This window comes from Pseudomonas sp. SDO5271_S396, assembly GCF_054071795.1.
Genome location: NZ_JBSVWB010000007.1, coordinates 20,657 through 47,621, shown reverse-complemented (window position 1 = coordinate 47,621; position 26,965 = coordinate 20,657). Strand labels below are relative to the sequence as shown.

General features: G+C 62.8%; 23 protein-coding genes and 1 tRNA gene. 9 read left to right on the top strand and 15 right to left on the bottom strand.

Annotation, left to right across the window (positions count from 1 at the left end; translation table 11 throughout):
* The first annotated feature begins 171 nt into the window (after positions 1 to 171).
* Positions 172 to 2,697 carry a PepSY domain-containing protein gene (locus tag ACW9IN_RS07800; protein ID WP_457365329.1) on the top strand — a complete coding sequence of 842 codons (2,526 nt, stop codon included), beginning with the start codon at positions 172 to 174 and terminating at the stop codon, positions 2,695 to 2,697.
* 58 nt (positions 2,698 to 2,755) lie between these two features.
* On the opposite strand, the gene ACW9IN_RS07795 is transcribed toward ACW9IN_RS07800, so the two are convergent.
* The 4 genes from ACW9IN_RS07795 to ptsP all read right to left on the bottom strand — a co-directional run bounded on the left by ACW9IN_RS07795 (position 2,756) and on the right by ptsP (position 10,148).
* Complete coding sequence (locus ACW9IN_RS07795) at positions 2,756 to 4,297, bottom strand: alkaline phosphatase D family protein (protein ID WP_457365328.1); 1,542 nt, start codon at positions 4,295 to 4,297, stop codon at positions 2,756 to 2,758.
* A 356-nt stretch (positions 4,298 to 4,653) separates the two neighbouring features.
* Entirely contained in the window at positions 4,654 to 6,357 is a 1,704-nt protein-coding gene (locus ACW9IN_RS07790) for a PTS fructose-like transporter subunit IIB (protein WP_457365327.1), read from the bottom strand.
* Positions 6,358 to 6,368: 11 nt separating this feature from the next.
* Positions 6,369 to 7,289 (bottom strand): 1-phosphofructokinase, encoded by a 921-nt coding sequence (pfkB, locus tag ACW9IN_RS07785; RefSeq protein ID WP_457365326.1) that lies wholly within the window; start codon positions 7,287 to 7,289, stop codon positions 6,369 to 6,371.
* On the bottom strand, positions 7,290 to 10,148 hold the full coding sequence (ptsP, locus tag ACW9IN_RS07780) for a phosphoenolpyruvate--protein phosphotransferase (RefSeq protein WP_457365325.1): 2,859 nt from the start codon (positions 10,146 to 10,148) through the stop codon (positions 7,290 to 7,292).
* A 282-nt stretch (positions 10,149 to 10,430) separates the two neighbouring features.
* Between ptsP and cra the strand changes: the two genes are divergently transcribed.
* Together cra and ACW9IN_RS07770 are read left to right on the top strand one after the other, a co-directional pair.
* Positions 10,431 to 11,426 (top strand): catabolite repressor/activator, encoded by a 996-nt coding sequence (gene cra, locus ACW9IN_RS07775; RefSeq protein ID WP_457365324.1) that lies wholly within the window; start codon positions 10,431 to 10,433, stop codon positions 11,424 to 11,426.
* Between the two features lie 2 nt (positions 11,427 to 11,428).
* Entirely contained in the window at positions 11,429 to 12,205 is a 777-nt protein-coding gene (locus ACW9IN_RS07770; RefSeq protein WP_457365323.1) for a TatD family hydrolase, read from the top strand.
* Here the strand turns inward: ACW9IN_RS07770 and ACW9IN_RS07765 are convergent.
* The 5 genes from ACW9IN_RS07765 to ACW9IN_RS07745 form a co-directional block, all read right to left on the bottom strand.
* Positions 12,152 to 12,583 (bottom strand): hypothetical protein, encoded by a 432-nt coding sequence (locus ACW9IN_RS07765; RefSeq protein ID WP_457365322.1) that lies wholly within the window; start codon positions 12,581 to 12,583, stop codon positions 12,152 to 12,154. The genes ACW9IN_RS07770 and ACW9IN_RS07765 overlap by 54 nt on opposite strands.
* 142 nt (positions 12,584 to 12,725) lie before the next feature.
* Complete coding sequence (locus ACW9IN_RS07760) at positions 12,726 to 13,430, bottom strand: methyl-accepting chemotaxis protein (RefSeq protein ID WP_457365449.1); 705 nt, start codon at positions 13,428 to 13,430, stop codon at positions 12,726 to 12,728.
* Between the two features lie 1,475 nt (positions 13,431 to 14,905).
* Positions 14,906 to 15,742 carry a regulatory signaling modulator protein AmpE gene (gene ampE / locus ACW9IN_RS07755; RefSeq protein WP_457365321.1) on the bottom strand — a complete coding sequence of 279 codons (837 nt, stop codon included), beginning with the start codon at positions 15,740 to 15,742 and terminating at the stop codon, positions 14,906 to 14,908.
* Positions 15,739 to 16,302 (bottom strand): 1,6-anhydro-N-acetylmuramyl-L-alanine amidase AmpD, encoded by a 564-nt coding sequence (gene ampD / locus ACW9IN_RS07750; protein ID WP_457365320.1) that lies wholly within the window; start codon positions 16,300 to 16,302, stop codon positions 15,739 to 15,741. The genes ampE and ampD overlap by 4 nt, the downstream gene beginning before the upstream one ends.
* A 61-nt stretch (positions 16,303 to 16,363) precedes the next feature.
* A complete protein-coding gene (locus ACW9IN_RS07745) occupies positions 16,364 to 18,511 on the bottom strand; it encodes a DUF1631 domain-containing protein (protein WP_457365319.1) in 2,148 nt (715 codons plus the stop codon).
* Between the two features lie 246 nt (positions 18,512 to 18,757).
* Here ACW9IN_RS07745 and nadC point away from each other — a divergent pair, with 246 nt between their 5' ends.
* Entirely contained in the window at positions 18,758 to 19,606 is an 849-nt protein-coding gene (gene nadC, locus ACW9IN_RS07740) for a carboxylating nicotinate-nucleotide diphosphorylase (protein WP_457365318.1), read from the top strand.
* 49 nt (positions 19,607 to 19,655) lie between these two features.
* Here the strand turns inward: nadC and ACW9IN_RS07735 are convergent, their stop codons facing one another.
* The 4 genes from ACW9IN_RS07735 to ACW9IN_RS07720 all read right to left on the bottom strand — a co-directional run bounded on the left by ACW9IN_RS07735 (position 19,656) and on the right by ACW9IN_RS07720 (position 22,074).
* Entirely contained in the window at positions 19,656 to 19,961 is a 306-nt protein-coding gene (locus tag ACW9IN_RS07735; RefSeq protein ID WP_457365317.1) for a DUF6388 family protein, read from the bottom strand.
* Positions 19,962 to 20,103: 142 nt separating this feature from the next.
* Positions 20,104 to 20,176 (bottom strand) — tRNA-Thr (locus tag ACW9IN_RS07730).
* Between the two features lie 39 nt (positions 20,177 to 20,215).
* Positions 20,216 to 21,625 (bottom strand): O-antigen ligase family protein, encoded by a 1,410-nt coding sequence (locus ACW9IN_RS07725; protein ID WP_457365316.1) that lies wholly within the window; start codon positions 21,623 to 21,625, stop codon positions 20,216 to 20,218.
* A 35-nt stretch (positions 21,626 to 21,660) separates the two neighbouring features.
* Positions 21,661 to 22,074, bottom strand: coding sequence for a pilin (locus ACW9IN_RS07720; RefSeq protein WP_457365448.1), 414 nt, complete (start codon positions 22,072 to 22,074; stop codon positions 21,661 to 21,663).
* 202 nt (positions 22,075 to 22,276) lie between these two features.
* Here ACW9IN_RS07720 and ACW9IN_RS07715 point away from each other — a divergent pair, with 202 nt between their 5' ends.
* The 4 genes from ACW9IN_RS07715 to yacG are packed head-to-tail and all read left to right on the top strand — an operon-like array spanning position 22,277 to position 25,165.
* Entirely contained in the window at positions 22,277 to 23,485 is a 1,209-nt protein-coding gene (locus tag ACW9IN_RS07715) for a type II secretion system F family protein (RefSeq protein WP_457365315.1), read from the top strand.
* A complete protein-coding gene (locus tag ACW9IN_RS07710) occupies positions 23,482 to 24,348 on the top strand; it encodes a prepilin peptidase (RefSeq protein WP_457365314.1) in 867 nt (288 codons plus the stop codon). The genes ACW9IN_RS07715 and ACW9IN_RS07710 overlap by 4 nt, the downstream gene beginning before the upstream one ends.
* A complete protein-coding gene (gene coaE, locus ACW9IN_RS07705; RefSeq protein WP_457365313.1) occupies positions 24,345 to 24,968 on the top strand; it encodes a dephospho-CoA kinase in 624 nt (207 codons plus the stop codon). Before ACW9IN_RS07710 ends, coaE begins: the two co-directional genes overlap by 4 nt.
* Positions 24,965 to 25,165: a DNA gyrase inhibitor YacG gene (yacG, locus tag ACW9IN_RS07700; RefSeq protein ID WP_457365312.1), complete on the top strand. Its 201-nt coding sequence runs from the start codon at positions 24,965 to 24,967 to the stop codon at positions 25,163 to 25,165. Before coaE ends, yacG begins: the two co-directional genes overlap by 4 nt.
* Here the strand turns inward: yacG and ACW9IN_RS07695 are convergent.
* Positions 25,162 to 25,377, bottom strand: a complete 216-nt coding sequence (locus tag ACW9IN_RS07695) for a hypothetical protein (RefSeq protein WP_457365447.1) — start codon at positions 25,375 to 25,377, stop codon at positions 25,162 to 25,164. The two genes, yacG and ACW9IN_RS07695, sit on opposite strands and share 4 nt — an antisense overlap.
* Before the next feature lie 75 nt (positions 25,378 to 25,452).
* A complete protein-coding gene (locus tag ACW9IN_RS07690; RefSeq protein WP_457365311.1) occupies positions 25,453 to 26,142 on the bottom strand; it encodes an energy-coupling factor ABC transporter permease in 690 nt (229 codons plus the stop codon).
* A 172-nt stretch (positions 26,143 to 26,314) separates the two neighbouring features.
* Between ACW9IN_RS07690 and ACW9IN_RS07685 the strand changes: the two genes are divergently transcribed.
* A complete protein-coding gene (locus ACW9IN_RS07685) occupies positions 26,315 to 26,944 on the top strand; it encodes a DUF1780 domain-containing protein (RefSeq protein ID WP_010213242.1) in 630 nt (209 codons plus the stop codon).
* The last annotated feature ends 21 nt before the right edge of the window (positions 26,945 to 26,965 follow it).

Below are 26,965 nucleotides of genomic sequence, written 5' to 3'. Positions count from 1 at the left end.
ATTGATTCTTATCTTCCCTGTAAAATGCACCGCGCGCTCGCAAGACCGCCTTGCAAAAGCCCCACGCATCGGATGCCTGGGGCTTTTGTGTGTAAAAAAGAATGTTTCTCGACATGCCACGGCATAATGCGCGCCGTGGCGTATACATCCAGATGAGCGAGGCGGTCAGACGTGTTGAAGAAAACCCTGTTCCAGTTGCACTGGTTCTTCGGCATCACCGCCGGGCTGGTGCTGGCGTTGATGGGGATCACCGGGGCCACGGTCTCGTTCGAGGACGAAATACTGCGCGCCCTCAACCCGACGGTGCTGCATGTGGAAAAACGCGAAGCCGGCGTGCTGCCGCCCGCGGAGCTGGTGCGCACGCTCGAAGCCACCGAAGGCAAGACCGTCTCGATGCTGTGGGTCGGACGCGAAAGCGGCGAAGCCGCCCGTGTGTATTTCACGCCGGCACCGGGCGAACGACGGGGCCAGATGCGCTACTTCGACCCCTATACCGGCGCCTACATGGGCGAGGCCGTCGGCGAAGACTTCTTCGCGTTCGTGCTGCAACTGCACCGCTTTCTCGCCATGGGCGACACTGGCCGGCAAATCACCGGCGCCTGCTCCCTGATCCTGGTGTTCTTCTGCCTCTCCGGCCTGTACCTGCGCTGGCCGCGCCAGGCCGCGAACTGGCGTGCCTGGCTGACCCTGGACTGGCGCAAAAAGGGTCGCAGCTTCAACTGGGACCTGCATTCGGTGTTCGGCACCTGGTGCCTGCTGCTCTATCTGCTGTCGGCCTCGACCGGCCTGTTCTGGTCCTACGAATGGTACAGCCGGGGCCTGACCCAACTGCTGTCCGACGCCCCGCAGAACGAGCGCGTGCGCAAACGCGGCCCGGCCCCCGAAGGCCCGGCACCGGTGGCCAACTATGAGGCTATCTGGAGCACGATCTACAGCAATGCCGGCCCTGGCTTGAGCGCCTACAACATCCGCATGCCGGCGCTCGCCGGGCAACCGGCCACCGTGTATTACCTGCTGGAAAACTCACCGCATAACCGGGCGTTGAACCAGATCAACCTGGACCCGGCCACGGGCGAAGTGAAATCCCATGATCGTTACGCCAGCAAGAGCTTCAAGTCGCAGCTGTTGACCAGCATCTATGCGCTGCATACCGGCAGTTACTTCGGCATTGCGGGCAGGATCATCCTGACCGTCAGCGCCTTGTGCATGCCGCTGTTCTTCATCACCGGCTGGCTGCTGTACCTCGACCGCCGCCGCAAGAAACGCCAGGTGCGCGATGCGCGCAACGGCCTCGGCGCCAACCCCGGCAACGCACCGGCGTGGCTGATCGGTTTCGCCAGCCAGAGCGGCTTTGCCGAACAACTGGCCTGGCAGACCGCCGGGCAACTGCAGGCCGCTGGCTTGCCAGTGAACGTGCAGCCACTGGGCAGCGTCAGCCAGGACGACCTGCGCCAGTCGCATAACGCGCTGTTTGTAGTGAGCACCTTCGGCGACGGCGAAGCGCCCGACAACGCCCGCGGCTTCGAACGCAGCGTACTGGGCCACGATCTGTCGCTGAGCGGCCTGAACTACTCGGTGCTGGCCCTGGGGGATCGCCAGTACGAACACTTCTGCGGCTTCGCAAGGCGCCTGCATTTCTGGCTGACCAACCAGGGCGGCAACCCGTTATTCGCGCCGGTGGAAGTCGACAGCGGCGACACCGCCGCCCTGCTGCACTGGCAGCAACAACTCGGCCAACTCACCGGTCACGCACCGACTGCGGCCTGGCCGGTGGCCACCTACGAAAACTGGACCCTCACCCAACGCACCCTGCTCAACCCGGACAGCGTCGGCGCCGATGTCTACTTGCTCGGTCTCACCCCGGCGTCGCCGCAGAGTTGGCAGGCGGGCGATTTGGTAGAGGTGCTGCCACGCAACGGACCCTGGGCCATCGAGCACTTCCTGGAAGGCCTGGGCCTGGCGGGCAGTGACGGGGTGATCGTCGACGGCCTGGCGCAATCCCTCGACCAGGCCCTGGCCGGTCGGCAACTGCCTGACAACCGTGCCCACCTGGTGGGCCTGCATGCCCAGGCCCTGGTGAACGCGCTGGTGCCCGTGGGCATGCGCGAATACTCCATCGCCTCGATTGCCGGCGACGGTGTGCTGGAGCTGATCGTGCGCCAGGAACGTCACCCGGACGGCAGCCTGGGCCTGGGCTCGGGCTGGCTGACGGAGCATGCGCCCATCGGCTCGGCCATCAGCCTGCGCCTGCGCCGTAACAGTGGTTTTCACCTGCCGGATGCGCCCGTGCCGCTGATCCTGTTGGGCAACGGCACCGGTCTTGCGGGGCTGCGCGGTTTGCTCAAGGCACGTATCGCCCAAGGCCGGCAGCGCAACTGGCTGCTGTTCGGCGAACGTAATATCGCCCACGATTTCCTGTGCCAGCATGAGCTGCAAGGCTGGCTGGCCAGCGGCGACCTGGCGTTGCTGGACCTCGCGTTTTCCCGTGATCAGGCAGAAAAGATCTACGTGCAGGACCGCCTGCGCGAATCGGCCGATGTGTTGCGCCGATGGCTGGCCGATGGCGCGGCGATTTATGTGTGCGGCAGTTTGCAGGGCATGGCCAGCGGCGTCGATCAAACGCTGGTGGACATCCTGGGCACAGCGGCGGTGAATCGGCTGATCGAACAAGGCCGCTACCGCCGGGATGTGTACTGAGCGTCCCAGACGCTGAGATCAACTGTGGGAGCTGGCTTGCCAGCTCCCACAGAGGCGGTCAGACAGGCTGGAGTTTCTGCTGGAACACCGCCACCCCATCGAGATCGCGCAGGATGACGGTCAGCTCCGCCGTCTGCCCGTCGATCTGCACCTCGCCAAAAAACTGGAACCCGGCGAACGGCGAGGTGTTCTGCGCGGGCGGTGCTTTCTGGAACACCACGTCGGGGCCGAAGGTTTTATCCAGCGGATTGGGCCCGAAGCTGCCGGCATTCAACGGCCCGGCGACAAACTCCCAGAACGGTTCGAAATCCTGGAACGCCGCGCGATCAGGGTGATAGTGGTGCGCCGCGCAATAATGCACATCCGCCGTCAGCCACACATGATTGCGCACCTCTTGGGCCCTTAAAAAGGCCAGCAACTCGGCAATCTCCAACTCACGCCCTTGCGGCGCCCCCGGATCGTTGTTGGCGATGGCTTCCCAGCGCGGCACGCCAGGGCTGACCTCACCGTCGGGCACGCCAAGACCGATGGGCATGTCAGCGGCAATCACCTTCCATTGCGCCCGGGACGCCTTGAGCTCGCGTTTGAGCCAGTCCAGCTGTTCGCGACCGAGAAAGGGTTTTGCCGCGCCCAGGTTGTCATCGTTGGGCCCGCGATAGCTGCGCATGTCCAGCACGAACACATCCAGCAATGGCCCATAACCGAGCTTGCGGTAAATCCGCCCGCCGCCATCGGCGCTTTGCCGGCGCATCGGCGAATATTCCAGCCAGGCCTGACGTGCGTGGCCTACCAGGGTGTTGATGTCCTTGGTCTGGTAACGCTCGTCCAGTTGTTTGCTCGGCGACCAGTTGTTGACCACTTCGTGATCGTCCCACTGCCAGATCTGCGGCACCTCGGCGTTGAAACGACGCACGTTTTCATCCAGCAGGTTGTAGCGATAGTTACCGCGATAGTCATCGAGGGTCTCGGCCACTTTGCTCTTGGCCTCGGTAGTGATGTTGCGCCAGATGCGCCCGCCTTCGGTGGTCAGTTGCGCCGGTACCGGGCCGTCGGCGTAGATGGTGTCGCCGCTGTGGATAAAGAAGTCCGGCAGGCGCAGACGCATGGCTTCGTAGATGCGCATGCCGCCGATGTCCGGGTTGATGCCAAAGCCCTGGCCGACGGTGTCGCCGCTCCAGACAAAACGGATGTCGCGACGCGCCTGGGGCACGCTGCGCAAATGCCCGAACCAGGGTTCGCTGGCGACACCGGTCTGGGCGTCCTCGAAACACACGCGGTAGAAAATCGCCTGGTCGGCGGGCAGCCCGGTGAGTTCGACCCGCGCAGTAAAGTCGCTGCGGCTGTCGGCCAGGGGCGAGACATATCGGCGCGGGTTACTGAACACGCTGCGGGTGTCCCACTCCACCACCATGCGCGCCGGGCGGTCGCTGCGGCTCCAGATTATCGCACGGTCGCCGAGCAGGTCGCCGGACTGCACACCGTCGGTGAGCTGCGGGCGGTCCTTGACCGAAGCGATCACCGCCGGCGCCAGGCCCGGCAGCAGCAACCCGGCCCCTACGGCTTGCATCACACGGCGACGGCCGAGATCGAAGTGACTCATGCAGGTGCCCTCTTGAGTATCAAAAGAGCAACTAAACCACGCGGGGATGAAACAGAGATGACACCGATCCCGCGATCACAAGTGGTCAAACGGTAGGAGCCGTGCTTGGGTGGAAGCTGGCTTGCCTGCGATGTCGCCTGCACCACCGCTTTCGCAGCCTCGCCGGGGCTCGACAACTCCCACAGGGGTCTTGCAGTGGCTGAAAAAGCGCTGCCAACAGGGCTATCGCACCGGACACTTTCTCACCAACAACACGGCTCCAATGTGGGAGCTGGCTTGCCTGCGATAGCATCACCGCGGTGTGACTGATACACCGCAGTGTCTGCATCGCGGGCAAGCCCGGCGCCCAGACTTTTTCAGGCCGTGACCGCCAGCTCTACGGTGTCCGGACGCTTGGTCAACGCATACACCAACCCAGTCAGCAGGCTACCGGCAACGATCGCCAGCAGGTACAGCAGCGCATGGTTCATCGCGTTCGGGATCACCAGCACAAACAAGCCGCCATGGGGCGCCGCCAGTTTGCAGCCGAAGTACATCGACAACGCACCGGTCAGTGCACCGCCGGCGATGCTGGCCGGGATCACGCGCAGCGGGTCCTTGGCGGCAAACGGAATCGCGCCTTCGGAAATAAAACACAGACCGAGGATCATCGCGGCTTTGCCCGCCTCCCGCTCGGTCTGGGCGAACTTTCGCCGCGCCAGGAAGGTGGCGATGCCCATGCCGATCGGCGGGACCATGCCGGCGGCCATGGTCGCGGCCATCGGCGCGCCGCTCTGGGCCGCCAGCAGGCCCACCGAAAACGCATACGCCGCCTTGTTGATCGGTCCGCCCAGGTCGACGCACATCATGCCGCCCAGCAGAATGCCCAGCAGCACCGCATTGGTGGTGCCCATGGTGCTGAGAAAATCGGTGAGCCCGGTGAGCAGGCGCGCTACCGGCGGGCCCACCAGGTAGATCATCGCTAGGCCGGTGAACAGGCTCGCCAGCAACGGGATGATCAGGATCGGCTTGAGCGCCTCCAGGCTCTGGGGCAACTGCACCGCACGGGTGATCAGCTTGACGCAGTAGCCGGCGAGGAAACCGGCGAAGATGCCGCCGATAAACCCTGCGCCCAGGGTACCCGCCAGCAAGCCGCCGATCATGCCGGGGGCAATGCCGGGACGGTCGGCAATCGAATAAGCGATATAACCCGCCAGCAGCGGCACCATGAGCATGAAGGCCTGATCACCCACGGTTTTCAGCGCCGCCGCCAGGGTGCCTTGCTCTTCGAAGGCATGGATGCCGAACACGAACGACAAAGCGATCAGCAGGCCGCCCGCCACCACCATCGGCAGCATGAACGACACACCGGTCAGCAGGTGTTTGTAGACGCCGGTTTTTTCTGGCTTGGCCACCGCACCGCTGGCCGCGCTTTCCACCACGCCTTCGGCAAGCGCCTTGTTGAGGGTCGCCTCGGATTGCTTGAGGGCGATGCCGGTGCCGCAACGGTAGATTTTCTTGCCGGCGAAGCGCTCGGTGGCCACTTCGATATCGGCGGCCAGCAACACCACGTCGGCCTCGGCGATGGCCTGCGGGCTCAACGGCGTTCGGGCTCCGACCGAGCCCTGGGTTTCGACCTGCAGGTCATAGCCCAAACGCTTGGCCGTCTGCTGCAAGGCTTCCGCCGCCATGAAGGTGTGGGCCACGCCGGTCGGGCAAGCGGTGATCGCAACGATACGCGGCGCCTGCCTGGCCACGGGTGCCGCAGCGACCGCCACCTGCGCCTCTTCAGCGCCGCGCCGCAACACCGCGTCGACATCCGCCAGCGCAAGGGCCGGCGTACTCTGGAACACGCGCTTGCCGACAAATCGCCGCATGTCCACCGGCGTACTGCTGACCAGCAACACCCATTCGGCGTCATCGATAGTGGCCTGGGACAACCGGCGCTCGGGGCGTTGCGCGTCCACCACTTCAACGCTGGTGCTCCAGCCCTGGCGCTGCGCGGCGGCGTCCAGCAAGCGGGCGCACAGCACACTGGTGACCATGCCGTTCGGGCAGGCGGTAACAATGGCTAACTTCATCACATACCCTCTTATTGTTCTGTCAGCGCGCGCACGTGAACGCCACGTTCGAGCTGCGCCAGCTGCGCCGCATCGCCGATGCCGAAGCCGATCTGCGTAACGGCCATCGCCGCAATCGCGGTGGCTCGGCGCAAAGTCTGCTCGGGCGTGTCGCCACTGAGCAAACCATGGAGCATCCCGGCCAGCAGCGAATCGCCGGCGCCGACGGTGCTGGCGACAGTGACCCTGGGCGGCTTGGCGTGCAGCGATGTGCCTCGGTTGTACCAGCTCACGCCCGCGGCGCCATCGGAAACCACCACGTGCTCCACACCCAGCCAATGCAGTTGGTTGATGGCATCAGGGACATGACCCAGGGCGTCGGCCAACTCTTCGGTGTTGGGTTTGACCAGCCACGGGCCAGCCTGCAAGCCGGCGCGCAAGGCTTCGCCACTGGTGTCCAGGGCGACTTTCAAACCCAAGCCTTTCAGTTGTTCGAGCATTGTTTGAAACCATTGCGGGCTGACGCCACGCGGTAAGCTGCCGGCCACCACCACTGCATCGAATTCCGGGCCGATGACCGCAATCATCTTGAGCAATTCCTTTTGCGCCCGCTCACTCACCAGCGGTCCAGGCGCATTGATGTCGGTGACCCGGCCATCCTGCTCGGCAATCTTGATATTGCTGCGTGTCTCACCCGGTACGCGAATGAATGCATTGCCAAACCCACGACGGGCGATCAGTGTGTCGAACGCCTGGGGATTTTCCTCACCGAGAAACCCGCCCACGCTCACCTGATGGCCCAGGTCGGCCAACACCTGCGCCACGTTCACGCCTTTGCCGGCGGCATGGGTCAGCAGGGTTTCGCTGCGGTTCACTGCACCCGGTTCCAGGTGCCCCAGGCGTACCGTCAGGTCCAACGCAGGGTTCAGCGTCAGGGTCAGAATCCTTGCCATCTACACGGCCTCCACTAGGGCTCGCACGTCGGCGGGCGAGCCCACCGTCAGTGCGTTTTGCGCCAGGCTCCGGGCCTCGCTCAGACTGAATTCGCGCACGCGCGCCTTCACTTCCGCAATGCTGCGGGCCGATACGCTCAACTCATCCACACCCAGCCCGACCAGCACCGGTACCGCCAGCGGGTCCGCCGCCAGCTCGCCGCACACACCGACCCATTTGCCGTGGGCATGGGCGGCACGCACGGTGATGTCGATCAGTTGCAACACCGCCGGGTGCAGGCCGTCGGCCTGGGCCGACAGCGTCGGGTGGCCACGGTCGATGGCCAGGGTGTATTGGGTCAGGTCGTTGGTGCCAACGCTGAAGAAATCCACTTCCTGGGCCAACACCGGCGCGAGCAACGCGGCGGACGGCACTTCGATCATGATGCCCAGTTGCAAGTCAGCCACCGGGATTTCCCGGCGCAGGCGCTCGGTCATGTCGCGGGCAGCACGCCACTCGTCGACGCTGCCGACCATCGGGAACATGATGCGCAGCGGGCGGTTGTCTGCCGAACGCAACAACGCGCGCAATTGCGCCTCCATGATCTGCGGACGCTGCAAGGTCAAGCGAATGCCGCGCACGCCCAGGAAGGGGTTTTCTTCCTCGGCAATCGGCCAATAGGGCAACGGCTTGTCGCCGCCGACGTCGAGGGTGCGCACCACCAGCGGGCGCCCCGCGAGGCCATCGAGCACACGGCGGTATTCGGCTTCCTGGGTGGCCTCGTCCGGCGCTTGCGGGTGCGCCATGAAAATCAGTTCGGTGCGCAGCAAACCAATGCCTTCGGCGCCCTGCTCTACCGCGCCGGCAACGCCTGCGCTTTCGCCGATATTGGCGAACACTTCCACCCGATGCCCATCCCGGGTCTGCGCCGGTTCGTGACGTTGGGCCGCAGCGGCTTGCAGGCGTCGTTCACGGCTGTCGCGTTCGACGGTGGCGCGTTGCAAGGTGGCGGCATCGGGGTCCACGTGCAGGCGACCGCGCTGCCCATCAAGCAACAAAGGCGTGCCGGCGGCCAGCCGCAATACACCGGCACCGGCGCCGACCAGCGCAGGAATGCCCAGGGCACGGGCGACAATCGCGCTGTGGGCCGTCGCACCACCGCGCGCGGTGAGGATGCCGGCGACGCGGGCCGGGTCCAGACGCGCGACGTCCGAAGGGCCCACTTCGTCCATCACCAGGATGTACGGCTCGGCAGGTTCCTGGGCGGCCTCGACACCACAGAGTTGCGCCAGCACGCGACGGCCAATGTCACGCAGATCGGCGGCGCGCTCGGCGAGCAATGCGTCCTGCAACGATGCCTGCTGCCGGGCGGCGCTTTCGATCACGCTCATCCAAGCCGCCTCGGCACTTTCGCCCTGCTTGAGACGGGTGTCGACTTCGTCGGTGAGTTCGGGGTCGTCGAGCATTTCCTGGTGAGTGATGAAAATCTCGCGGATGGCCTTGGACGGGCTGCGCTCGATCAAACCCTGGATATCGCCGCGCACGTCAGTAACCGCCGCGTGCAGCCGTTGGCGCTCAATCAGCGCGGACTCGCCGCGCAGCGGGTAATCGAACACTTCCTGTACCTGAAGATGGGCCGGGCCGATGGCGATACCCGGCGACGCCGCGACGGCTTGCACCTGGCTGCCGGCCAACGGGGCGCTGACAGGCGGTTCGATATCCAGCAGCTGGGGTTGCACGCTGGCTGTCGGCAGCGGCTCGACATCTTCGCCCAGACCTTCTTCGACCGCCGCCAACAAGGCGGGCAGCGCGTCAGCGGCAATCCTGGGTTCAGCGACAAACTCCAGCACCTGGCCCCGGCGCGCACCCAGGCTCAGCAGCTTGCTCAGGCTTTTCACCGAAACTGCGCCGACCGCGCCATCGACGATGCGCAGGCGAATGTCACCGTCAAAGCTTTTAGCCAGTTGCGCGAGGATCTTGGCCGGGCGCGCGTGCAACCCATGGGCGTTGGCCAGAACGACACGGGCGCTGGGCCAGTCGGGTGGCAATTCACCGCCCAGCACTTCCAGTACGGCGCGGCTGCTGGTGGCGCGGCCCAGTTCCTGGCCACGGCCCTCGATCAGCAAGGCGCACAGGCGCTCCAACAGAGTCTGGTGCGCCTCCCCCAGGCTGGCCAGGCAGAACAGGCCGTTGAGCGGCTGGCCGAGATAACGCATGGGTTTGTCCGGCGTGACGAACGCCAGGCCCGGGCGCTTGACGGTCTGCTCGCTGTGCAGCCACCACAGGCCATCGCCCAGAGGCAAAGCGTCGACTTGCTGCAACACGGCAGCGAAACCGTTGCTCACGCAATCGGCCTGGCGCAGCAACCGCGCACCGCGCCACACCAGTTCTTCGAAGTCATCGGCGGAGACACTCAGGCTGATCATCTGCGCATCGAGCGCCAGTTCCTGCGGCGCACCTTGCAGCAACTTCAGCAGGGCCTCGGCAGAACCGGCACGGCGCAACGCCTGGCCCAGATCGGTTTCACCGAGGGCGCGGGTGAGCAATTGCAACAAGCGCAAGTGTTCATCGGATTTGGCAGCGATACCGATGGCCAGGTACACCACCTGGCCGTCGCCCCAATCCACCCCGTCGGGGAACTGCAACAGGCGCACGCCGGTGGAAAACACCTGGTCGCGGGTTTCGGGGGTGCCATGGGGAATCGCGATGCCCTGGCCAAGAAAGGTCGACCCCTGGGCTTCACGGGCCTGCAAACCACTGAGGTAACCCTCGGCGACCAGGCCATCGGCCACCAGTTTGTCCGCCAGCAGGTGCAGGGCCGCAGATTTGTCCGCAGCCACCTGGCCCATGGAAATCTGCTCTACAGTGAGCTCAAGCATGCCGTTCTCCTACTTGACGCTAGGTATTGTTTTGAATGAATCAGCGCTGGGTGTTCAAAAATAACTGACTGAGTGGTCAATTGGCAGTAGCCACTGAGTCACGAACGTCGTAAAAATACGTTAGCTGAAACGTTTAATCTATAATTAATGGCAGATTACGCGTTAATTGCGCCAGCTTGAACGACCACTCGGCGCTTGCCCTGGGACATTGGCTGTAGGCAGGAATCGGTTACGATTGGACAAAATGTCGGGGCACGCTCTAAAAAACAAGGAAATCCCGGTTTGAAACTCAGTGATATCGCCCGTCTCGCCGGTGTGTCCGTGACCACCGCCAGCTACGTCATCAACGGCAAGGCCGAACAGCAACGCATCAGCAACGCGACCGTCGAACGGGTGCGTGCGGTGGTCGAGGCCCACGGCTTTACGCCCAACCCCCAGGCGGCCGGGCTGCGCAGTCGGCACACACGCACGCTGGGGTTCATCCTGCCGGACCTGGAAAACCCCAGTTACGCCCGCATCGCCAAACTTTTGGAGCAAGGTGCGCGCGCGCGCGGCTACCAGTTGCTGATCGCCAGCTCCGACGATGAGGCCGACAGCGAACGTCAGTTGCTGCAACTGTTCCGTGCCCGCCGGTGTGACGCATTGTTCGTCGCCAGTTGCCTGCCGGCCAGCGACGACAGCTACCGCGAGCTGCAAGCCAAGGGCTTGCCGGTGATCGCCATCGACCGGGTGATGGACAACGAGCAATTCTGTTCGGTGGTCAGTGACGACCGCCAGGCCTGCCAGCAACTGACCAGCAGCCTGTTGCAACCACTGCCCAAGCAAATCGCCCTGATCGGCGCGCATCCGGAACTGAGCATCAGCCAGGAACGTGCCGCCGGTTTCCGCGAGGCACTGCAAGGTTTCAAGGGTGAGATGATCATCGAACAGGGCGAAGCATTCAGCCGCGACTGTGGCCGGCGGCTGATGGAGCAACTTCTGCAGAAGCTGGGGCATTTGCCTGACGCGCTGGTGACAACGTCCTACGTGCTACTGCAAGGCGTGTTCGATGCGCTGCACGACTTCCCGCTCAAATCACGCCCGCTCAGCCTCGGCACCTTTGGTGACACGCAACTGCTGGACTTCCTGCCATTGCCGGTGAATGCCATGGCCCAGCAACATCAACTTATCGCCGACACCGCCCTGCGCCTGGCCCTGGCCGCGATCGAAGAACAGCAGTATCAGCCCGGCGTGCACGCCATTGGACGTACCTTCAAACAGCGCATCCACGAGGCGTGAGCGTGGAGCTGATCGACACCCACACCCACCTGGACTTCCCTGACTTCGATGCCGACCGCCGGGAAGTCCTCGCTGACAGCCGCCAACTGGGCGTGCGGCGCATGGTGGTGCTGGGGGTGTATCAGCAGAATTGGCAGCGGGTGTGGGATCTGGTGCAACAGGATGAAGGTTTGTTCGCTGCCTTTGGCCTGCACCCGGTCTACCTCGATGAACACCGCCCCATCGATCTCACGGAACTGGCCGAGTGGTTGACGCGCCTGCACGGGCATCCCCAGCTCTGCGCAGTGGGTGAAATCGGCCTGGATTATTTTCTTGAACAACTGGACCGCGAGCGCCAGCAACAGCTGTTCGAAGCGCAGCTCAAGCTGGCGGTGGACGTTCAGTTGCCGGCGCTGCTGCACGTGCGCCGCAGCCACGCGGCGGTTATCGCCACCTTGAAGCGTATCCGTGTGCCCCGGGGCGGCATTATTCACGCCTTCGCCGGCAGCTTCGAAGAAGCCCGCGAATACCTGCGGCTCGGGTTCAAACTGGGTTTGGGCGGTGCTGCCACCTGGCCCCAGGCATTGCGCATGCATCGGGTACTGGCACAGCTGCCACTGGATGCGGTCGTGCTGGAAACCGACGCCCCGGACATGGCGCCCGTCATGTACCCGGGCCAGCGCAATAGCCCGCAACACTTGCCGGCCATCTGCAACGCCCTGGCCGAACGCATGGGCATCAGCGCTTCAGTGCTGGCTGAGGCGAGCACTCGCAATGCGTGCGAGCTGTTCAACTGGTAGCGCCGGACGCCCCGCCTCCAGGTTCAAAATCACGTGCTGTCGGTAGCGGGCGTAACGCAGCGTCAGAAAATGCACCAGCAGCACCACCAGTGACACATTGAGCTGCCCGATCACGCTGATCAGCCCCAGCCACTCCATCACCAGCGCCACGATCAACACGATGCACGTCAGCACCACCATGCCCGGACGCACCAGCGCCCAATGTTCCAGCGACTTGAACCGGCGCAGTTCCCTGGGACAACACAACTGCAACACGCGCTGGCAGTACGGACAATCGAAGGGCTCGTCGATGGAGATGGCATTCACTTGCCAGGACTTGAGCTCAAAGGTGATCTCACAATGGGCGCAGTGGCCCTTGATACCGACGACTGTGGTCATGGCTGTGCCTCCCTGAATCTTGTTTGAGTGAAATAAATTCTCACTCATTCAGGCAGCCCAAACAGAAACTCCGGAAAATCAGGACAAGCACTACACCTCACAAAGAAACACCCTACAGACGAATACACTTAACTGAATGACCTCACACACGAAACGCGCCAATCAGCTGCTTCAGCTCGTTCACCTGCACCGACAGTTGTCGGCTGGCCGCCTCGGTCTGGTGGGCACCGTGCGCCGCGTGCTCGCCGGCACGGTTGATTTCAACGATGTTCTGGTCGATATCGTGGGCGACGGCGGTCTGCTGCTCCACCGCTGCGGCAATCTGCTGGTTCTGGTCGACGATCATGCCGACCGCGGCGAGGATATTTTCCAGGGCCTGCTGGACTTTTTCCGACTGCCCCACTGTGCCGCTGGCCATCTGGTGACTGCTGCCCATGGCCTTTACGGCTGCATCTACGCCGCTGTGCAGACGACTGATCATCTGCTCGATTTCTTCAGTGGAGTGCTGGGTGCGCCGCGCCAGGGTGCGGACCTCGTCGGCCACCACCGCAAAGCCGCGCCCCTGCTCACCGGCCCGCGCCGCTTCGATAGCGGCATTGAGCGCCAGCAGGTTGGTCTGCTCGGCAATGCTTTTGATCACTTCCAACACGCTGCTGATGGCCTGACTGTCGCTGGCCAGCCGGTTGATCACCTGCGCCGACTGGTCGATCTCCGAGGCCAGCCGCGCCATGCTGCTTTGCTGGGATTGCACCAGGCTGCGGCCGCTGAGGGTTTCATCATTGACACTGTGGGCGCTGCCGACCGCCGCCGCCGCGTTGCGCGCCACCTCCTGGGCGGTGGACGACATCTGATTCATGGCTGTGGCCACCTGTTCGATCTGGGTGCGCTGGCCCGAGACTGCCTGGTTGCTCCGGGCCGAAACCGTTTCCACCTGCCCGGCCTGGAGCTCTACCTGGCCGACGGTGTGACCGACGCGTTCGATCAGGTCATGGATCTTAGCCACGGTGCCGTTGAACACGTTGCCCAAGTCGCCGAGTTCATCGCGGCTGTGGGCGACAAAACTGACCGTCATATCGCCTGCCGCGACCTGGTCCATCATCACGCCCAGGCGCCGCAGCGTGGTACGGGTGGAGGCGTAGAAACCGGCGTACAGGTAGAAGATCAACAAAAACACCGCGGCCAGCGCCGCCACCAGTAGCACCATGTGCATTCGGTTCTGGGCCAGGCGCAGTTCCAGTTGCTGGCCGATAAACGTCAGGGTGGCCTGGTCGAGCTGATAGGTCCCGGCCATCAGCGTGCTGACCTCCTCATAGAAACGCTGCCAAGGCGCATCGAGGGTTTCGGCCATCACCACCTGTTCTTCGAACAGCTCACTGCCATGTTTGAGACTGGCATTGCTGGCCTGGGCCAGGCCGTTCAGTGCGCCATGAGCTGCCTGACTGGCGCTGAGGGCGTCTTGCAGCTTCAAGGCGTATTCGGCGTGGAGTTTTTCCAACTGTTGCAGCAACTCGTCAAACCGTGTGCTGGAAGATGAATTGAGAAAGCCCTGGCCCAGGGAGTACGCGCCCATCGCCCGCCCCTCGCCCAGGGCCTGGGTGACGTGTGGGGTCACGCTGGTGACCAGCTCGCCGAGTTGGCGTACGTCGCTTTGGGAGTCGCGGCTCAATCCGGATTGACTGGCCACGATCTGGCCGAGCATCTGCGCTTTGTTCAGCAGCTTGCCGATCAACGCGCTTTTGCTCTGCAGCGAGGTTTCCTGTTGTTGAGCCTTGAAGGCTGCGATCAATTCATCGCGCTTAGTCTCGAAAGCAGCAATATGTTCCGGGTCAGTCGCCATGGCGCTGAGCCCTTGCAGGCGGCCCAGAATGCTCTGCTCCAGCGCGCTGATCTGGCCCTCAAGGTCACCGGCCTTGCCGGATTGGCCGAGCACCGCATTGATCTGCACCTGGTTGTTCAGGGTTTCCAGGTCGCGGCGCAGGGCCAGGGCGCTGCCCAGCAGGTCGAGGCTTTGCAGCTCGACGCGGGTCCCCTGGAATTCGCGCCAGGAATCGCGCACCAGAAAATAGTTGGTCGCCAGCATCGGCAGCAGGAACAGCACACTGATCAAGCTGAACTTCATGCCGAAGCTCAGGCGGTTCATCAGCGCGACAGCCGGATAGAGCAAGCTCTTCACAGGTGAACTCCCTTTCTTTTATTTTTATTGAGCGCAGGGCGGCGGCAGAAAGCCACTATTTGGGCGCTCTGTCTGTATAGCTCAATTCGAAAGGGAGTTTTGTAACTTAAGGTTAACAGCAGGGGTGACCGACTCACCCCTGCCGAAGATCAGGGCAGCACGGTCCAGATGGCAAAGCCGGCATACCACAGCACCGCTGCACGCAGCAGCAGTTCCCACAAGCGGTCGAGGCTGTTGATGCCGTCGGCACCCACTGCCGGCGGCGGGATTTCAGCGGCCACCAGGCCGACTTTTTCCACCAGTTGCGCCGCGCTGATGTCCCAGCTCAACAGCTCATGCAGCATCACACGGCTGACCGCGACGAAGTTACCCACCAGGGCAAAGCTTGCGGCCAGCAGGCGCACCGGCAGCCAGTCGAAGGCGTGGCGCAACTGTCCGGCGCGCTCCGCAACCAACGGATTCTGGCTGTGCTCATTGGCCAGCGCCAGCAATCGATAGGCCAGCGCAGCGACCGGGCCCAGCAGGAAATACCAGAAAATCACCGCAAAAAAACTCTGATAAGCCTGCCATAGCAAATGCCCCTGGACGCGTTCGAGCAGTTGTTCGCCGCTGTCGGCGCTCAGGCCCAGGTCGCGCTCCGCCACGTGTTCGGCAGCTTGCAGGTCGCCCCGGCGCCAGGCATCACGGAACGGGCCAAGCCCGGCCAGCAAGTCGCCCCGCCCCAGGCTGTAAATCACCACCAGCAAGTGCACCGGCAGCGCCAGCAAACCGTAGGCCACCGGCTCCAGAACCACCAGCAACAGCGCCAGCAGAACCACGGGCAACAACACCAGCAAGGCCAGGATCAGCCAAGGGTGCTTGCCCAGTCGCGGGCTGGCTTCCAGCCTGGCCAGTTCGTGCAACCAACCGCCGTCACGCTGCAACCGCTGGCGCAGGGCCGAGAATTTCTCGATCCAGACCGCCAGCACCAACACCAGGAAACTCATCGTACGTGTCCTCCATCCTGCAGGGCGCTGCGAAAGCGCGTCCAATCAAAAGCCGGGCCGGGATCGGTCTTGCGTCCCGGGGCGATGTCGCTGTGCCCGCAGATACGCTGAGGAGTAATGCCGGGATAGGCCGATAACAGTTGGCGTGTCAGGTCGATCAACGACACATACTGGGCGTCGGTGAACGCCTGGTCGTCCGTGCCTTCCAGCTCGATGCCCAGGGAAAAATCATTGCACGTCTCTCGCCCCTCGAACCGCGAAACTCCGGCATGCCAGGCCCGGTCGATGCAGGAGACAAACTGCGTCACCGCGCCATCGCGCTCAATCAGGAAGTGCGCAGACACTCGTAGGTCGGCAATCCCTTCAAAGTAGGCATGTTCCATGACGTCCAGACGGTTCTGGAAAAATTCCTGCACTTTACCGGTGCCGAACTGTGCGGGCGGCAGGCTGATGTTATGCACCACCAACAGCGAGATTTCGCCGGCGGGGCGCTCGTTGAAGTTTGGCGAAGGGCAATGGCGAATGCCCTGGCACCAGCCACTGGCGGGGTCCAACTGCATGCGGGTTCCTTGAACGGGACAAAGTGTGACCAGTATGCCGCGTTCCGCCCCGCTGTTGCGATCACTTGGCGCGATTGAGTTGACGCAATTGATCGGTCACCGTCGCCAGGGCACGATCGAACAGCAGTCCGCCTTCCAGTGTTCGCAGTACGCCCGCCTTGAAGGCCTGGACCAACTGGCCGGCACTTTTCTCCAGCACCTTGAGCCCCGTGCGATTGACGAAAATATACGCACCCGTCGGCGCCATGATGGCCGTCAGCTTGCAGCGCTGGAACGTGTCGTCTTCCTGGAACTCCACCCAGCCACCGATGCGCAGGTGATGAACCTTGAGCAGGTCGGGATCATCCTTCGGCCAACCGTCGACCGCGTCGGCGGGCCGTGTCGTCATTACAAAAGGCTCACGCACCTCCATCAGCCCGTCGGCCTCTTCGGGCGCCTGGACATGCATGGCTTGCAGCCTTACAAAGAATTCACGGGTACTGAAAGGATCGAACGCCGCACTGGTCAGGCCGTCACGCAACGCCTTGAGCAACCCCGGCAACTGTTCCAGCAAGTGCCGTCCGGCCTCAGCGTCCTTCTGCAGGCTGACGCTCCAGATCAACTCATCCAGGGTGCGCAAGCCCGCCTGCCACTGCACCGACTGTTCGCCGTGCTTGAGACTGGCCAGCAACAGCACCTGGCTCCAGGCCTGCTGCACGAACTGCACCACGGAGCGCGGCAGTACCTTGCCCATCAGCCGTCGGTCAAGGACCTCGGCCACCCGCTGGCGCACGGCCTCGGTACGCATGCGTCCGTCTTCGGCGTCACGGGTGTGCTGTTCCAGCAAGTCACTGCGGCGACGCTCTTCAGCGGTAAACGTGCTGAACTCCGTCAACAACAGGGAAAAGATCGCCGGATCTTCGACGAACTCGTTGAGCAGGCGCTGTACCACCTGCTCGATGCGCAAGTACAGGCTGTCTCGCTGATAATCGTCACGGGGGCTCCAGCCCAGGGCGGCCGCGGCGATTTCATTCAGCAGTCGCCGTACCGGATGGTTGCCGCGACTGAAAACGCTCTTGTCCACGATCGCGACTTTCAATAGCGGGATCTGCAAGCGCCCGATCAAGGCCTTGAAGGAAGCGGGCACGGCACGATCGGCCAGGATGAACTCGAACAGCATCGCGACCAGGTTGATCACATCTTCGTCGGCCTGCTCGACGACCCGTGACTTGCCACTCTTGACGCTGACCCGGGTGAGCAGTTGTTCGAGCTGGCTGCGCAGGTCGAAATCGTCCTCGGCGTCCGGCTCCGGCACGTATTGCTGCAAGTGGGACAGCAACCGCAGCAGATCGCGGGAGGTAATGGGCAAGGGCTCGGCACTGGCTTCCAGGGTGGGCGCGACACTGCCCCGCACGACGATCAGCAGTTGCTGCAGAACGGCGAAGGCTTGCTGACCGTTTTCGTCCGCCGGCGGCTCGCTGCCGGCCACCGCGTCTTCGCGTGGATGTTCACGGGCAACGCGCCCGTCCGGGCGACGGGAGGGCACGGCCTTGAGGTCGGGCAGGACCCCGGTGGCCATCAGCAACCGATTCGCTTCGCCGTACAGTTGATCGGCGTCACTGAGCACGTACTTCTCGAAAAGCTTGAGCATGATCAGCTTGACCCGGATCTCGACACCCAGGCTGCGCCCGGCGCGCAGGAAAAACTCACACAGCAGCGCGGGGCCCAGCGGGTTCTCACGGTCATCCAGCTGATTGCCCAGCAAGGCACTCAAGCGAGCCGTCAGTTGACCCAGAGCCTGACCATCACGGTGCTGCACCCGGCCCAGCATGCCTTCCAGCGCCACGGTCTTTTCCATCGTGTCCCGGGAAGTGCTCGATGCCGTGTCGTAGGAGACCACCGGCACCATTTGCAATTCACCACGCCCGGCATGGTCCAGGTTGGCAAAGGCTTCGAACAGCCGCTCCATGAACACCCGTTCGAAGTTCTTGCGCTTGAGGCGCAGGTCCCGCATGGCTTCGAAAAAGATGTGATGGTCGACCGTGCTGCGGGCCTTGTCGGCCATCTCGAACAGGGTGTCGTCAGCGTTATCGAACAAATCCTGCAAACCCTGCTGCAGTTGCTGCGCGGCCTTGTCCCGCACCTGCAGCAACACCACCGGCAAGCGAGCCAGTGGCGATGGCGTGGCCTGTGCCTTGTTGATCGGCACCACCTTTCCGTCATTGTGCATCCTGGCCTCCTGAAACGGCGGTATTGAATTGGGCAAAGATCGACTACAGGCCCGGTTGGGCTACAGGGATAACCGGTTATCGCCAGGACGTCAAAGCTATGACGCCAATTGCAAGGCGCGAGATTATCTTGCAAACAGGGCCGGTTGCGCCAGCAAACTCTGTCATTACGCGGTAATTGAAGGGCGAGTCTGGGTTCAGGCACCCACAGCCCCTATAATCGGGGCACTTTGTTTGTGGAGCCTGTTATGCCGAATCTCCGTCTTGCCGACCTCACCGCCGAAATCGAAGCCAACGTGCGCCGCGCACTGCTGGAAGACATCGGCAGCGGCGATATCACCGCGCAGTTGATCCCGGCCGAACGGCTGGCCAAGGCCACGATCATCACCCGTGATGCGGCCGTGATCAGCGGCACGGCCTGGGTGGACGCCGTCTTTCGCCAACTGGACCCACGCGTCGCGGTGCACTGGCAGGTGGCCGACGGCGAGCGCGTCAGCCCCAACCAGGTGCTGTTTCACCTCGAAGGTCCGGCGCGCTCTCTGCTCAGCGGTGAACGCTGCGCACTGAACTTCCTGCAACTGCTGTCGGGTGTGGCCACCCGTGCGCAAGCCCTGGCGGATTTTGTCGCCAGCACCCAAGTCAAGCTACTGGACACCCGCAAGACCCTGCCGGGCTTGCGTCTGGCGCAGAAATACGCCGTGACCTGCGGCGGCTGCCATAACCACCGCATCGGCTTGTACGACGCGTTCCTGATCAAGGAAAACCACATCGCCGCCTGCGGCGGCATTGCCCAGGCCGTCACCGCCGCCCACAAGATCGCCCCGGGCAAGCCGGTGGAAATCGAAGTGGAAAGCCTGGACGAACTGCGCGAAGCACTGGCGGCGGGCGCCGATATCATCATGCTCGACGAACTGAGCCTCGACGACATGCGTGAAGCCGTGCGCCTGAACGGCGGCAAGGCGAAGCTGGAGGCCAGCGGCGGGATCAATGAAAGCACCCTGCTGCCCATCGCGGAAACCGGGGTGGACTACATCTCCATCGGCGCGATGACCAAGGATGTGAAGGCGGTGGATTTGTCGATGCGCCTCAGCCTCTGAGGCGCATGAATCGGCTGCGTTGCTGAACAACCAGGAGGGGTGAACGACTTCAGACGACGAGGTCGTTCATCTCGCAGTATTCGTCCCATGGCACACCCAGCACCTCGGCCGCCTCTTGATGCGCAGCTATTCGCTTCGCTTCGAACTCTTCCGGTGTCGAGGTGTACTTGAGCGTCAGTTCCCAGGCCTGAAGGCCCTGGCTCTCGGCCTCGTCCTCAAATGCCCACTGAATCTGGTCGCGCTGGTCATCGGCGCTCAGGTCCTTGATCTCTTCTTTGAGTTGCGGCGACTCTGCGAGGTATTTTTCGAGAGCCCGTTCATGCCGAACTTCCTGGGTCATTTCTGTCGTGGTCATAGTGTTCTCTTGGATCGAGGAATGGGAATGCATCTGGGTCATCAAGGTTGCGCAGATACAAAAGAACAGGCACGTGTGCCGGCTCGTCTGGCCTTCAGAACCATTCTGGGATCAGCTGAAAACAGTACCGTTGATGCTCTTTTGCCCGAGACAGGAGTCGAACCTGCGACCTTCGCGTTACGAGTGCGCTGCTCTACCAACTGAGCTACACGGGCGGTGGGCTAAAGCTAGCACCGCATCGGGCGTCCGGCAACTTACGGGCTTTGCGGGGCAATGACGCCCTGGGCCCAGAAGCGAGGTTGCAGGTGCGCGCCTCTATCGTCCAGGTAGTGTTGCTGGGCTTGCTTGAGGTCCGGCACGTCGCGTATCGCGATAACGATCAACAGACCAACGGCCAATACCCCGGCGACTCTTCCTACAAACCACCCCAGTGGTAGAGGCGCTGCCGTCGGTGTTCGCCACACATGCAACGCCATCAGCCAGCCCACCACCAGCGCAAGCCAGACCTGGGAGACAGGCATCACCATCACGCCATCGACCATGGACTGCACCAATGACCCCGTCAGCGCGGCAAACAGGCCCAACCTCAGCAGGTCAGCGGGTTCGCCGGACTGCGCCCGCTCACGCAACACAACCAGCGTCGCCCAACCGCTGCGCCACGCCAGGGCCAGTACGCACAAGGCCGACGGCACGCCCCATTCACTGGCCCATTGCAAGATCGCCTGATGGGGGTGGGCGGCAATCTTGTTGGCAATATCGGCAAAGTGCATCGGCCCGAACCCCAGCCAGGGCCGCTCGGCCACCATATGCCAGGCTTGCCACCAGATCGGGCCGCGTCCCGACAGCGAGGTGGTCAGACGATCACTGGCCGCGTTGACGATTTCGATCCCCAGGTAGTCGGCCAGCACCGTGAACGTCAGCCAATACAACAACAGCCCGACGCACACGGCGCCCAATTGCCAGATAACCCAGCGGCGCGCCCATGGCCCCAATAGAACGAGTACCGCTCCGGCGACACCCAGGCCAAGCCAGGTTCCCCGGGTGCCGCCACTGATCGCGATCAGCCACCAGACACAGAGCAGCACAAAAATCCCGCTCCTGAACGGGCGGGAAAACGTGGGCATCAGCAAGGGAAGCGCCAGCAAAGGCAAGGTGAACGTCTGAAACTGGCCGTAAAAACGCTTGTTGGAAAAGCTCCAGAGCAGGAGGTCCGGGTCCAGCGTTGGCTTCCCGCTGGTGAACGCCAAGGTGCCGGCATACAGATACTGGATCGACTTGATCAGGCAGAGCATCACCACGATCACCATCAACACCCGGTCCAGTGACTCGTCACCCCGGCGGCGAAGCAAGGCAAACGCCACGGCAATCGCGCCACAGCTGACGAACAACGCCACTTCGACAAGTGCCCACAACGGCTGACGAGCCAGCGCCGAAGACACCAGCCCCAGGGCTATCACCAGCGCCACACCGACCGCCGTGGACCGGTCCACCAACCGCTCGACGCAGGCAACCGACAGTCCATACAGCACGGCACACAAGCCAATGGCGATCTGCATCACGCGCTGCAGGTCATGCCCACTGACTGGCAGGCAGATGCCCAGCGTCAGCAGGCACACCACCACGACCAGAAAAATATTGCCACGCTGCTGTAGGGACAATGACATGGGCCACCTTTACATCCATGCAGAAGGTTGGGCTGTCAGGCCCCGCTGGTATCGCAACCCTTGGCGATGTATTTCGCTTCAGCTGTCGTGGTGCATTTCCAGCCGGTGGTGGCGCTGCGCGTCAGGGTGATGGTCTTGCCCAGCACGGGCGCAGGCGCGTCGAGTATTTCGCAGTTGAGGGAGCCGGCACCGGTAGCGACGTCGCCAGTCACCTCGATCCGGCAGTTGGCGGTGGGGCTGGTGCCGCCGATCAGCGCCAGGGTCGGTACGGTGCCCTGGTTGAGGGTGTCTTCATAGCCTGCCTTCAAGGCGGAGATTTCAGCCAGCCCCGCAGTGAACTTGGCCTTGGCCTGGTGGGTGGTGTACATGGGCAGGCCGATGGTGGCCAATATGCCGATGATTGCCACGACGATCAGCAGCTCGATCAAAGTAAAACCTTTCTGACGCATCACTTTCACTCTCCAGAATAGAACTCATGACGAGGCACATCCTGCGCCCCGTATTTCACAGCGGCGCCAGTGTACTCATCGGCGAGCACTCCATCGCGTCCAGGACGCACAATCTGACATTTTATCCTTCGCCGCCAGCGTGTCTGACTCTGTCACCTGACTAAGCTATGAATCTTCGACGACCTGCATGCGGAATCACAACATGAACGACGCGTCAACGCTCTACGCCTGGGAAGGCATCAACCGCAAGGGACGCAGGGTGTCCGGGCAAACTGCGGGGCACAGCCCGGCAATGATCAAGGCCCGGTTGCGCCAGCAAGGTATCAGCCCGGAGCGGGTGCGCAGAAAAACACCGGGGCTGCCCAGTTTTGCCCCCGCGATAAGCACTGCCGAAATCGCGCTGTTCACTCGCCAGTTGGCCACGCTGCTCAAAGCCGGCATTCCCCTGCTGCAAGCCCTGGACATCATCGCTGAAGGCTTCGAAAACCGGTCGTTGCGCGAGCGGGTTCAAGGACTGAAGCAGGACATTGCGGCGGGCAGCAGCCTGACGATGGCGCTGCGCAGACACCCCCGTCAGTTCGATGACCTGTATTGCAATCTGGTTGCAGCCGGCGAGCAGGCGGGCGCTCTGGAAACCCTGCTGGAGCGGGTAGCCATTCACCTGGAAAAAAGCCAGCAGCTCAAGGCCAGAATCAAGAAAGCCATGACCTACCCTGTGGCGGTTCTGGTCATCGCCAGCCTGGTCAGTGCGATCCTGCTGATCCATGTCGTGCCACAGTTCCAGAACCTGTTCGCCGGCGTGGGCAGCCAACTGCCCAGCCTGACCCTGCACGTCATCGCGCTGTCCGAGTTCATGCAGCGCGCGTGGTGGGCCGTGTTGCTGGGCGTTGGTGCCGGGCTTGTCGGGTTGCGTCACGCGTATCGCACATCGCCCGGTTTTCGCGAAAGGCTCGATGCGGGTTTGTTGAAAACGCCCCTGGCAGGCACACTGCTGAAAAAAACGGCTGTGGCCCGCTACGCGCGCACACTTTCAACCACCTTTGCAGCGGGTGTTCCACTATTACCGGCACTGGACTCGGTGGCAGGCGCCGTCGGGAGCGGGCCGTTCAGACAGGCGATCGAACATATGCGTCACGCTGTATCGACCGGTATACCGTTGAACCATGCCATGACGGCCAGCGGCCTGTTTCCCGGCATGGCCATCCAGATGACCGCCATCGGCGAGGAGTCGGGCACCCTGGACCGCATGCTGGAAAAAGTCGCCAGCCACTACGAGGCCGATGTGGATAACCTGGTCGATCATCTCACCAGCCTGATGGAGCCGCTGATCATGGTGGTATTGGGCGGCATCGTCGGCGGGCTGGTCATTGCGATGTACCTGCCGGTATTTCAGCTGGGCAGTGCATTTTGAGCCTGCTGCTGAGTCAACAACCCTGGGCCTTCGTCGGGCTGGCACTGGTATTGGGCCTGATTGTGGGCAGCTTCCTCAATGTGCTGGTGTGGCGCCTGCCGAAAATCCTCGAGCGCGAATGGCGCGCCCAGGCCCAAGAAGTACTCAGGCTGCCCGGCGATCCGGTCGCTCCGCCCTACAACCTGATGCGACCCAATTCCTGCTGCCCCCATTGCAATCATCCGATCCGCCCCTGGGAAAATATCCCGCTGCTCAGCTACATCATGCTCAGAGGGCGTTGCGCCCATTGCCGTGGAACCATCAGTGCCCGCTACCCCTTTACCGAGCTGGCCTGCGGGCTGCTCTCGGCGGTGGTCGCCTGGCACTTCGGCTTTGGCTGGCAAGCAGGCGCCGTGTTGCTGTTGAGCTGGGGACTGCTGGCGATGAGCTTGATCGACGCAGACCATCAGTTGTTGCCCGACGTATTGGTGCTGCCCTTGCTCTGGCTGGGGCTGATCGCCAACAGCCTGGGCGGCTGGGTGGCGTTGACCGACGCACTTTGGGGGGCGGTCATCGGCTACATGAGCCTGTGGACGGTGTTCTGGCTGTTCAAATGGGTGACCGGCAAGGACGGAATGGGCCATGGAGACTTCAAGCTGTTGGCACTGCTGGGCGCCTGGGGTGGCTGGCAAATTCTACCAATGACGCTGTTGATGTCCTCGCTGGTGGGCGTGATTGCCGGGCTGATTCTGCTGCGGTTGCGCAAGGCCCAGGCGTCGACGCCGATGCCGTTTGGTCCGTATCTGGCGATTGCCGGCTGGATTGCATTGCTCTGGGGTGGTCAAATAACCGACTTCTATTTGCAGTCTGTCGGTTTCAGATGACCACTTCTGTTGCAACACCCTGGATTCTCGGCCTCACAGGCGGCATTGGCAGCGGCAAGAGCGCGGCGGCCCAACACTTTATCGACCTGGGTATCGACCTGGTCGACGCCGACCACGCCGCGCGCTGGGTGGTCGAGCCGGGGCGTCCGGCGCTGGCCCGCATCGCCGAACACTTTGGCGATGGCGTGCTTCAACCGGACGGCCAACTGGATCGCGCGGTGCTGCGCAAGCGCATCTTTGAAAACCCCGAAGAGCGCCTGTGGCTGGAAGCCTTGCTGCATCCGCTGATCGGCGAAGAAATTCGCAGCCACCTGGCCCGCGCACAATCACCCTACGCGATCCTGGTGTCACCGCTGCTGATCGAGTCCGGCCAGTACAGCATGACCCAGCGCATCCTGGTGATCGACGTGCCGCAATCGTTGCAGGTACAGCGCACCTTGCAACGTGACGGCATCAGTGAACAGCAGGTGCAGGCGATCCTCAAGGCCCAGTCCAGCCGCGAAGACCGCTTGAGCCATGCCGATGACGTGCTGGTCAACGACAAAGACCTCGCCTGGTTGCACGGCGAGGTCGAGCGACTGCATCACTTTTATCTTACTTTGCGTGGAGGCCGATCATGAGCCAACCCTTGACCGTCGACTGCCCAACCTGCGGCGCCCCCGTGGAATGGAAAGCGACCAACCCCAACCGGCCGTTCTGCTCGGACCGCTGCAAACTCATCGACCTGGGCGCCTGGGCCGCCGAAGACCACAAGATTCCTGTCGCCCCGGATGCCGAGGACGAGCTGTTTTCCGAAGATCTGACACCGCGCCACTAAGGTCGCATAAAGGCATGGATCTGCTGGTCGTCGAGGTTTTCTGCGAGATATTGCAGCTCGTCGGCTAGGTCCTCGAACGTACGTACGCCTTTGCTCTGCTGCACCACCGCGCTGAGCATCGCACGCAGGGTCAACCCCGGGTCAAAGCCAATTTCCTGTGCCGCATCCTGGCTTCTGCGCAACTCCTGCCGTGCCCACTCGTACACCCCCATGATTCGCCCCGCCGTGTTGCCCATGAATAGTGCGCAAAGCATGGGCCTGCCTGGATAGGCAGGGTTTGATCTGGGTCAACGCGTTGAGTCGTCGTCTTTCCACGGGGCCGAGAGGTAACGCGAGCGATTGAACGTCTCCAGCCATTCAGGGCAAAACACCACCAGCGCGCTGACCACCATCCCGTTGATAAAGGCCTCTGGAAAAATCATCAGCCACAGGTAACCGACAAAATCCTCCAGCCATTCCGGCATCGCGAAACGACCGTCCAGCCACAGCAACCCCAGGCCCGCCAGCAGGCAGAGCAACGCCGACAGCGCGGCCGCAAAAAAACCGGAGCAGAAGATATAGACAAAGGGGTTACGCGGTTGCGCGCGCTCGACCACCAGCGCGCAGGCTTCAGTCACCAGCACCGGCAGCACGACCAGCAACAGGCCATTGATACCCAGAGCTGCCAGGTCCTGGCGCCCCAGCGCCATCAAGCCTACCTGCGCCGCAAACCCTCCCACGACCGCCAGGGGCCAATCCAGCAGCAGCGTGACCGCCGTCATGCCGATAAAGTGATAAGAAACACCGGTATCGAAATCCCGTCGCACCAGCCACAACATGAACAGCGCAAACACGGTGCCGAACAGCAGGTGCTGGCGCCGCCGGTCGGCAAACAGCTCGACCCAAGGCGCGCGCAGGGTCGCCCACATCACTACAGGCGCGTACATCAGCCAGCCGATGCTGAGGGTTTCCGGCGCCAGGACCGCTGCGCCGATCACGGTTTCACCTGTTCCAGGTGCCGAGCCTCAAGAAGCGAGTGATCCGAAAATAGCCTCGATAAACACTTCACGGCGTACTCCCTTGCCTGGGTAACGGTCGAGTGACCAGTCTACACCGACCTTTTGCGGCAGGACTTCCTGCGGTCATCATTTGGGCGCTAAGCTGCTAGCTATGGATGACTCTGATTACTTGCGCCTGCTCACCGTGGCAGCCGAACAAGCCAACGCATTCCTGTCCAATGCCCGCAAATGGGAGCGTGAGCGTTGGGTCTGCCAACGCCTGCTGCAAGGCTTGAATGTGCCCTATCGCGCCGAAGAGTTTCATGCCGCCGGGCAGGAACCACCGGATGTGCTGTTTCGCGATGCCAGTTTCGAAGTGTTTTTCGTGCTGGATGAAGGCAGGCGCCTGAACGACGAATGGCGTGACGAGTTGCTACGCCGACGCAGTGCCTTTTCACTGAGCCAACTGGTGAGGCGCGAAGCCAAACCCCGGCGTATTCCGGCACATGAGTTTCTGTTACGCCTGGCACCGACCCTGCGCAAGAAAGCGCACAACTATAAAGAGCGCGGCATGGACCTGGGGGAGCTGGATATCGTCGCCTTCACCAGCCTCAAGCGCGAAGTACTGGACCTCAATAGCCATTTCCCGCCCCCCACCGAATACCTGCGCCAGGGATGGCGCTCGCTGTCACTGGTCGGGCCGACCTTTGCGCGGGTGTTGTTCGCCCATCCCGACGCACCGGACTTCTTGCGCAACAATCTGGGGCGCAGCATAGTGTTCGACGTGGGCATCAGCCTGTGACTCGGGCACAGGCTACGCTTG

Coding starts and splice junctions, on each gene's coding strand:
- ACW9IN_RS07795 (WP_457365328.1), bottom strand. CDS start 4,297: ATGAGTCACTTCGATCTCGGCCGTCGCCGTGTGATGCAAGCCGTAGGG.
- ACW9IN_RS07790 (WP_457365327.1), bottom strand. CDS start 6,357: ATGAAGTTAGCCATTGTTACCGCCTGCCCGAACGGCATGGTCACCAGT.
- pfkB (WP_457365326.1), bottom strand. CDS start 7,289: ATGGCAAGGATTCTGACCCTGACGCTGAACCCTGCGTTGGACCTGACG.
- ptsP (WP_457365325.1), bottom strand. CDS start 10,148: ATGCTTGAGCTCACTGTAGAGCAGATTTCCATGGGCCAGGTGGCTGCG.
- ACW9IN_RS07765 (WP_457365322.1), bottom strand. CDS start 12,583: ATGACCACAGTCGTCGGTATCAAGGGCCACTGCGCCCATTGTGAGATC.
- ACW9IN_RS07760 (WP_457365449.1), bottom strand. CDS start 13,430: ATGTCGTCCACCGCCCAGGAGGTGGCGCGCAACGCGGCGGCGGCGGTC.
- ampE (WP_457365321.1), bottom strand. CDS start 15,742: ATGAGTTTCCTGGTGTTGGTGCTGGCGGTCTGGATCGAGAAATTCTCG.
- ampD (WP_457365320.1), bottom strand. CDS start 16,302: ATGCAGTTGGACCCCGCCAGTGGCTGGTGCCAGGGCATTCGCCATTGC.
- ACW9IN_RS07745 (WP_457365319.1), bottom strand. CDS start 18,511: ATGCACAATGACGGAAAGGTGGTGCCGATCAACAAGGCACAGGCCACG.
- nadC (WP_457365318.1), top strand. CDS start 18,758: ATGCCGAATCTCCGTCTTGCCGACCTCACCGCCGAAATCGAAGCCAAC.
- ACW9IN_RS07735 (WP_457365317.1), bottom strand. CDS start 19,961: ATGACCACGACAGAAATGACCCAGGAAGTTCGGCATGAACGGGCTCTC.
- ACW9IN_RS07725 (WP_457365316.1), bottom strand. CDS start 21,625: ATGTCATTGTCCCTACAGCAGCGTGGCAATATTTTTCTGGTCGTGGTG.
- ACW9IN_RS07720 (WP_457365448.1), bottom strand. CDS start 22,074: ATGCGTCAGAAAGGTTTTACTTTGATCGAGCTGCTGATCGTCGTGGCA.
- ACW9IN_RS07715 (WP_457365315.1), top strand. CDS start 22,277: ATGAACGACGCGTCAACGCTCTACGCCTGGGAAGGCATCAACCGCAAG.
- coaE (WP_457365313.1), top strand. CDS start 24,345: ATGACCACTTCTGTTGCAACACCCTGGATTCTCGGCCTCACAGGCGGC.
- yacG (WP_457365312.1), top strand. CDS start 24,965: ATGAGCCAACCCTTGACCGTCGACTGCCCAACCTGCGGCGCCCCCGTG.
- ACW9IN_RS07695 (WP_457365447.1), bottom strand. CDS start 25,377: ATGGGGGTGTACGAGTGGGCACGGCAGGAGTTGCGCAGAAGCCAGGAT.
- ACW9IN_RS07685 (WP_010213242.1), top strand. CDS start 26,315: ATGGATGACTCTGATTACTTGCGCCTGCTCACCGTGGCAGCCGAACAA.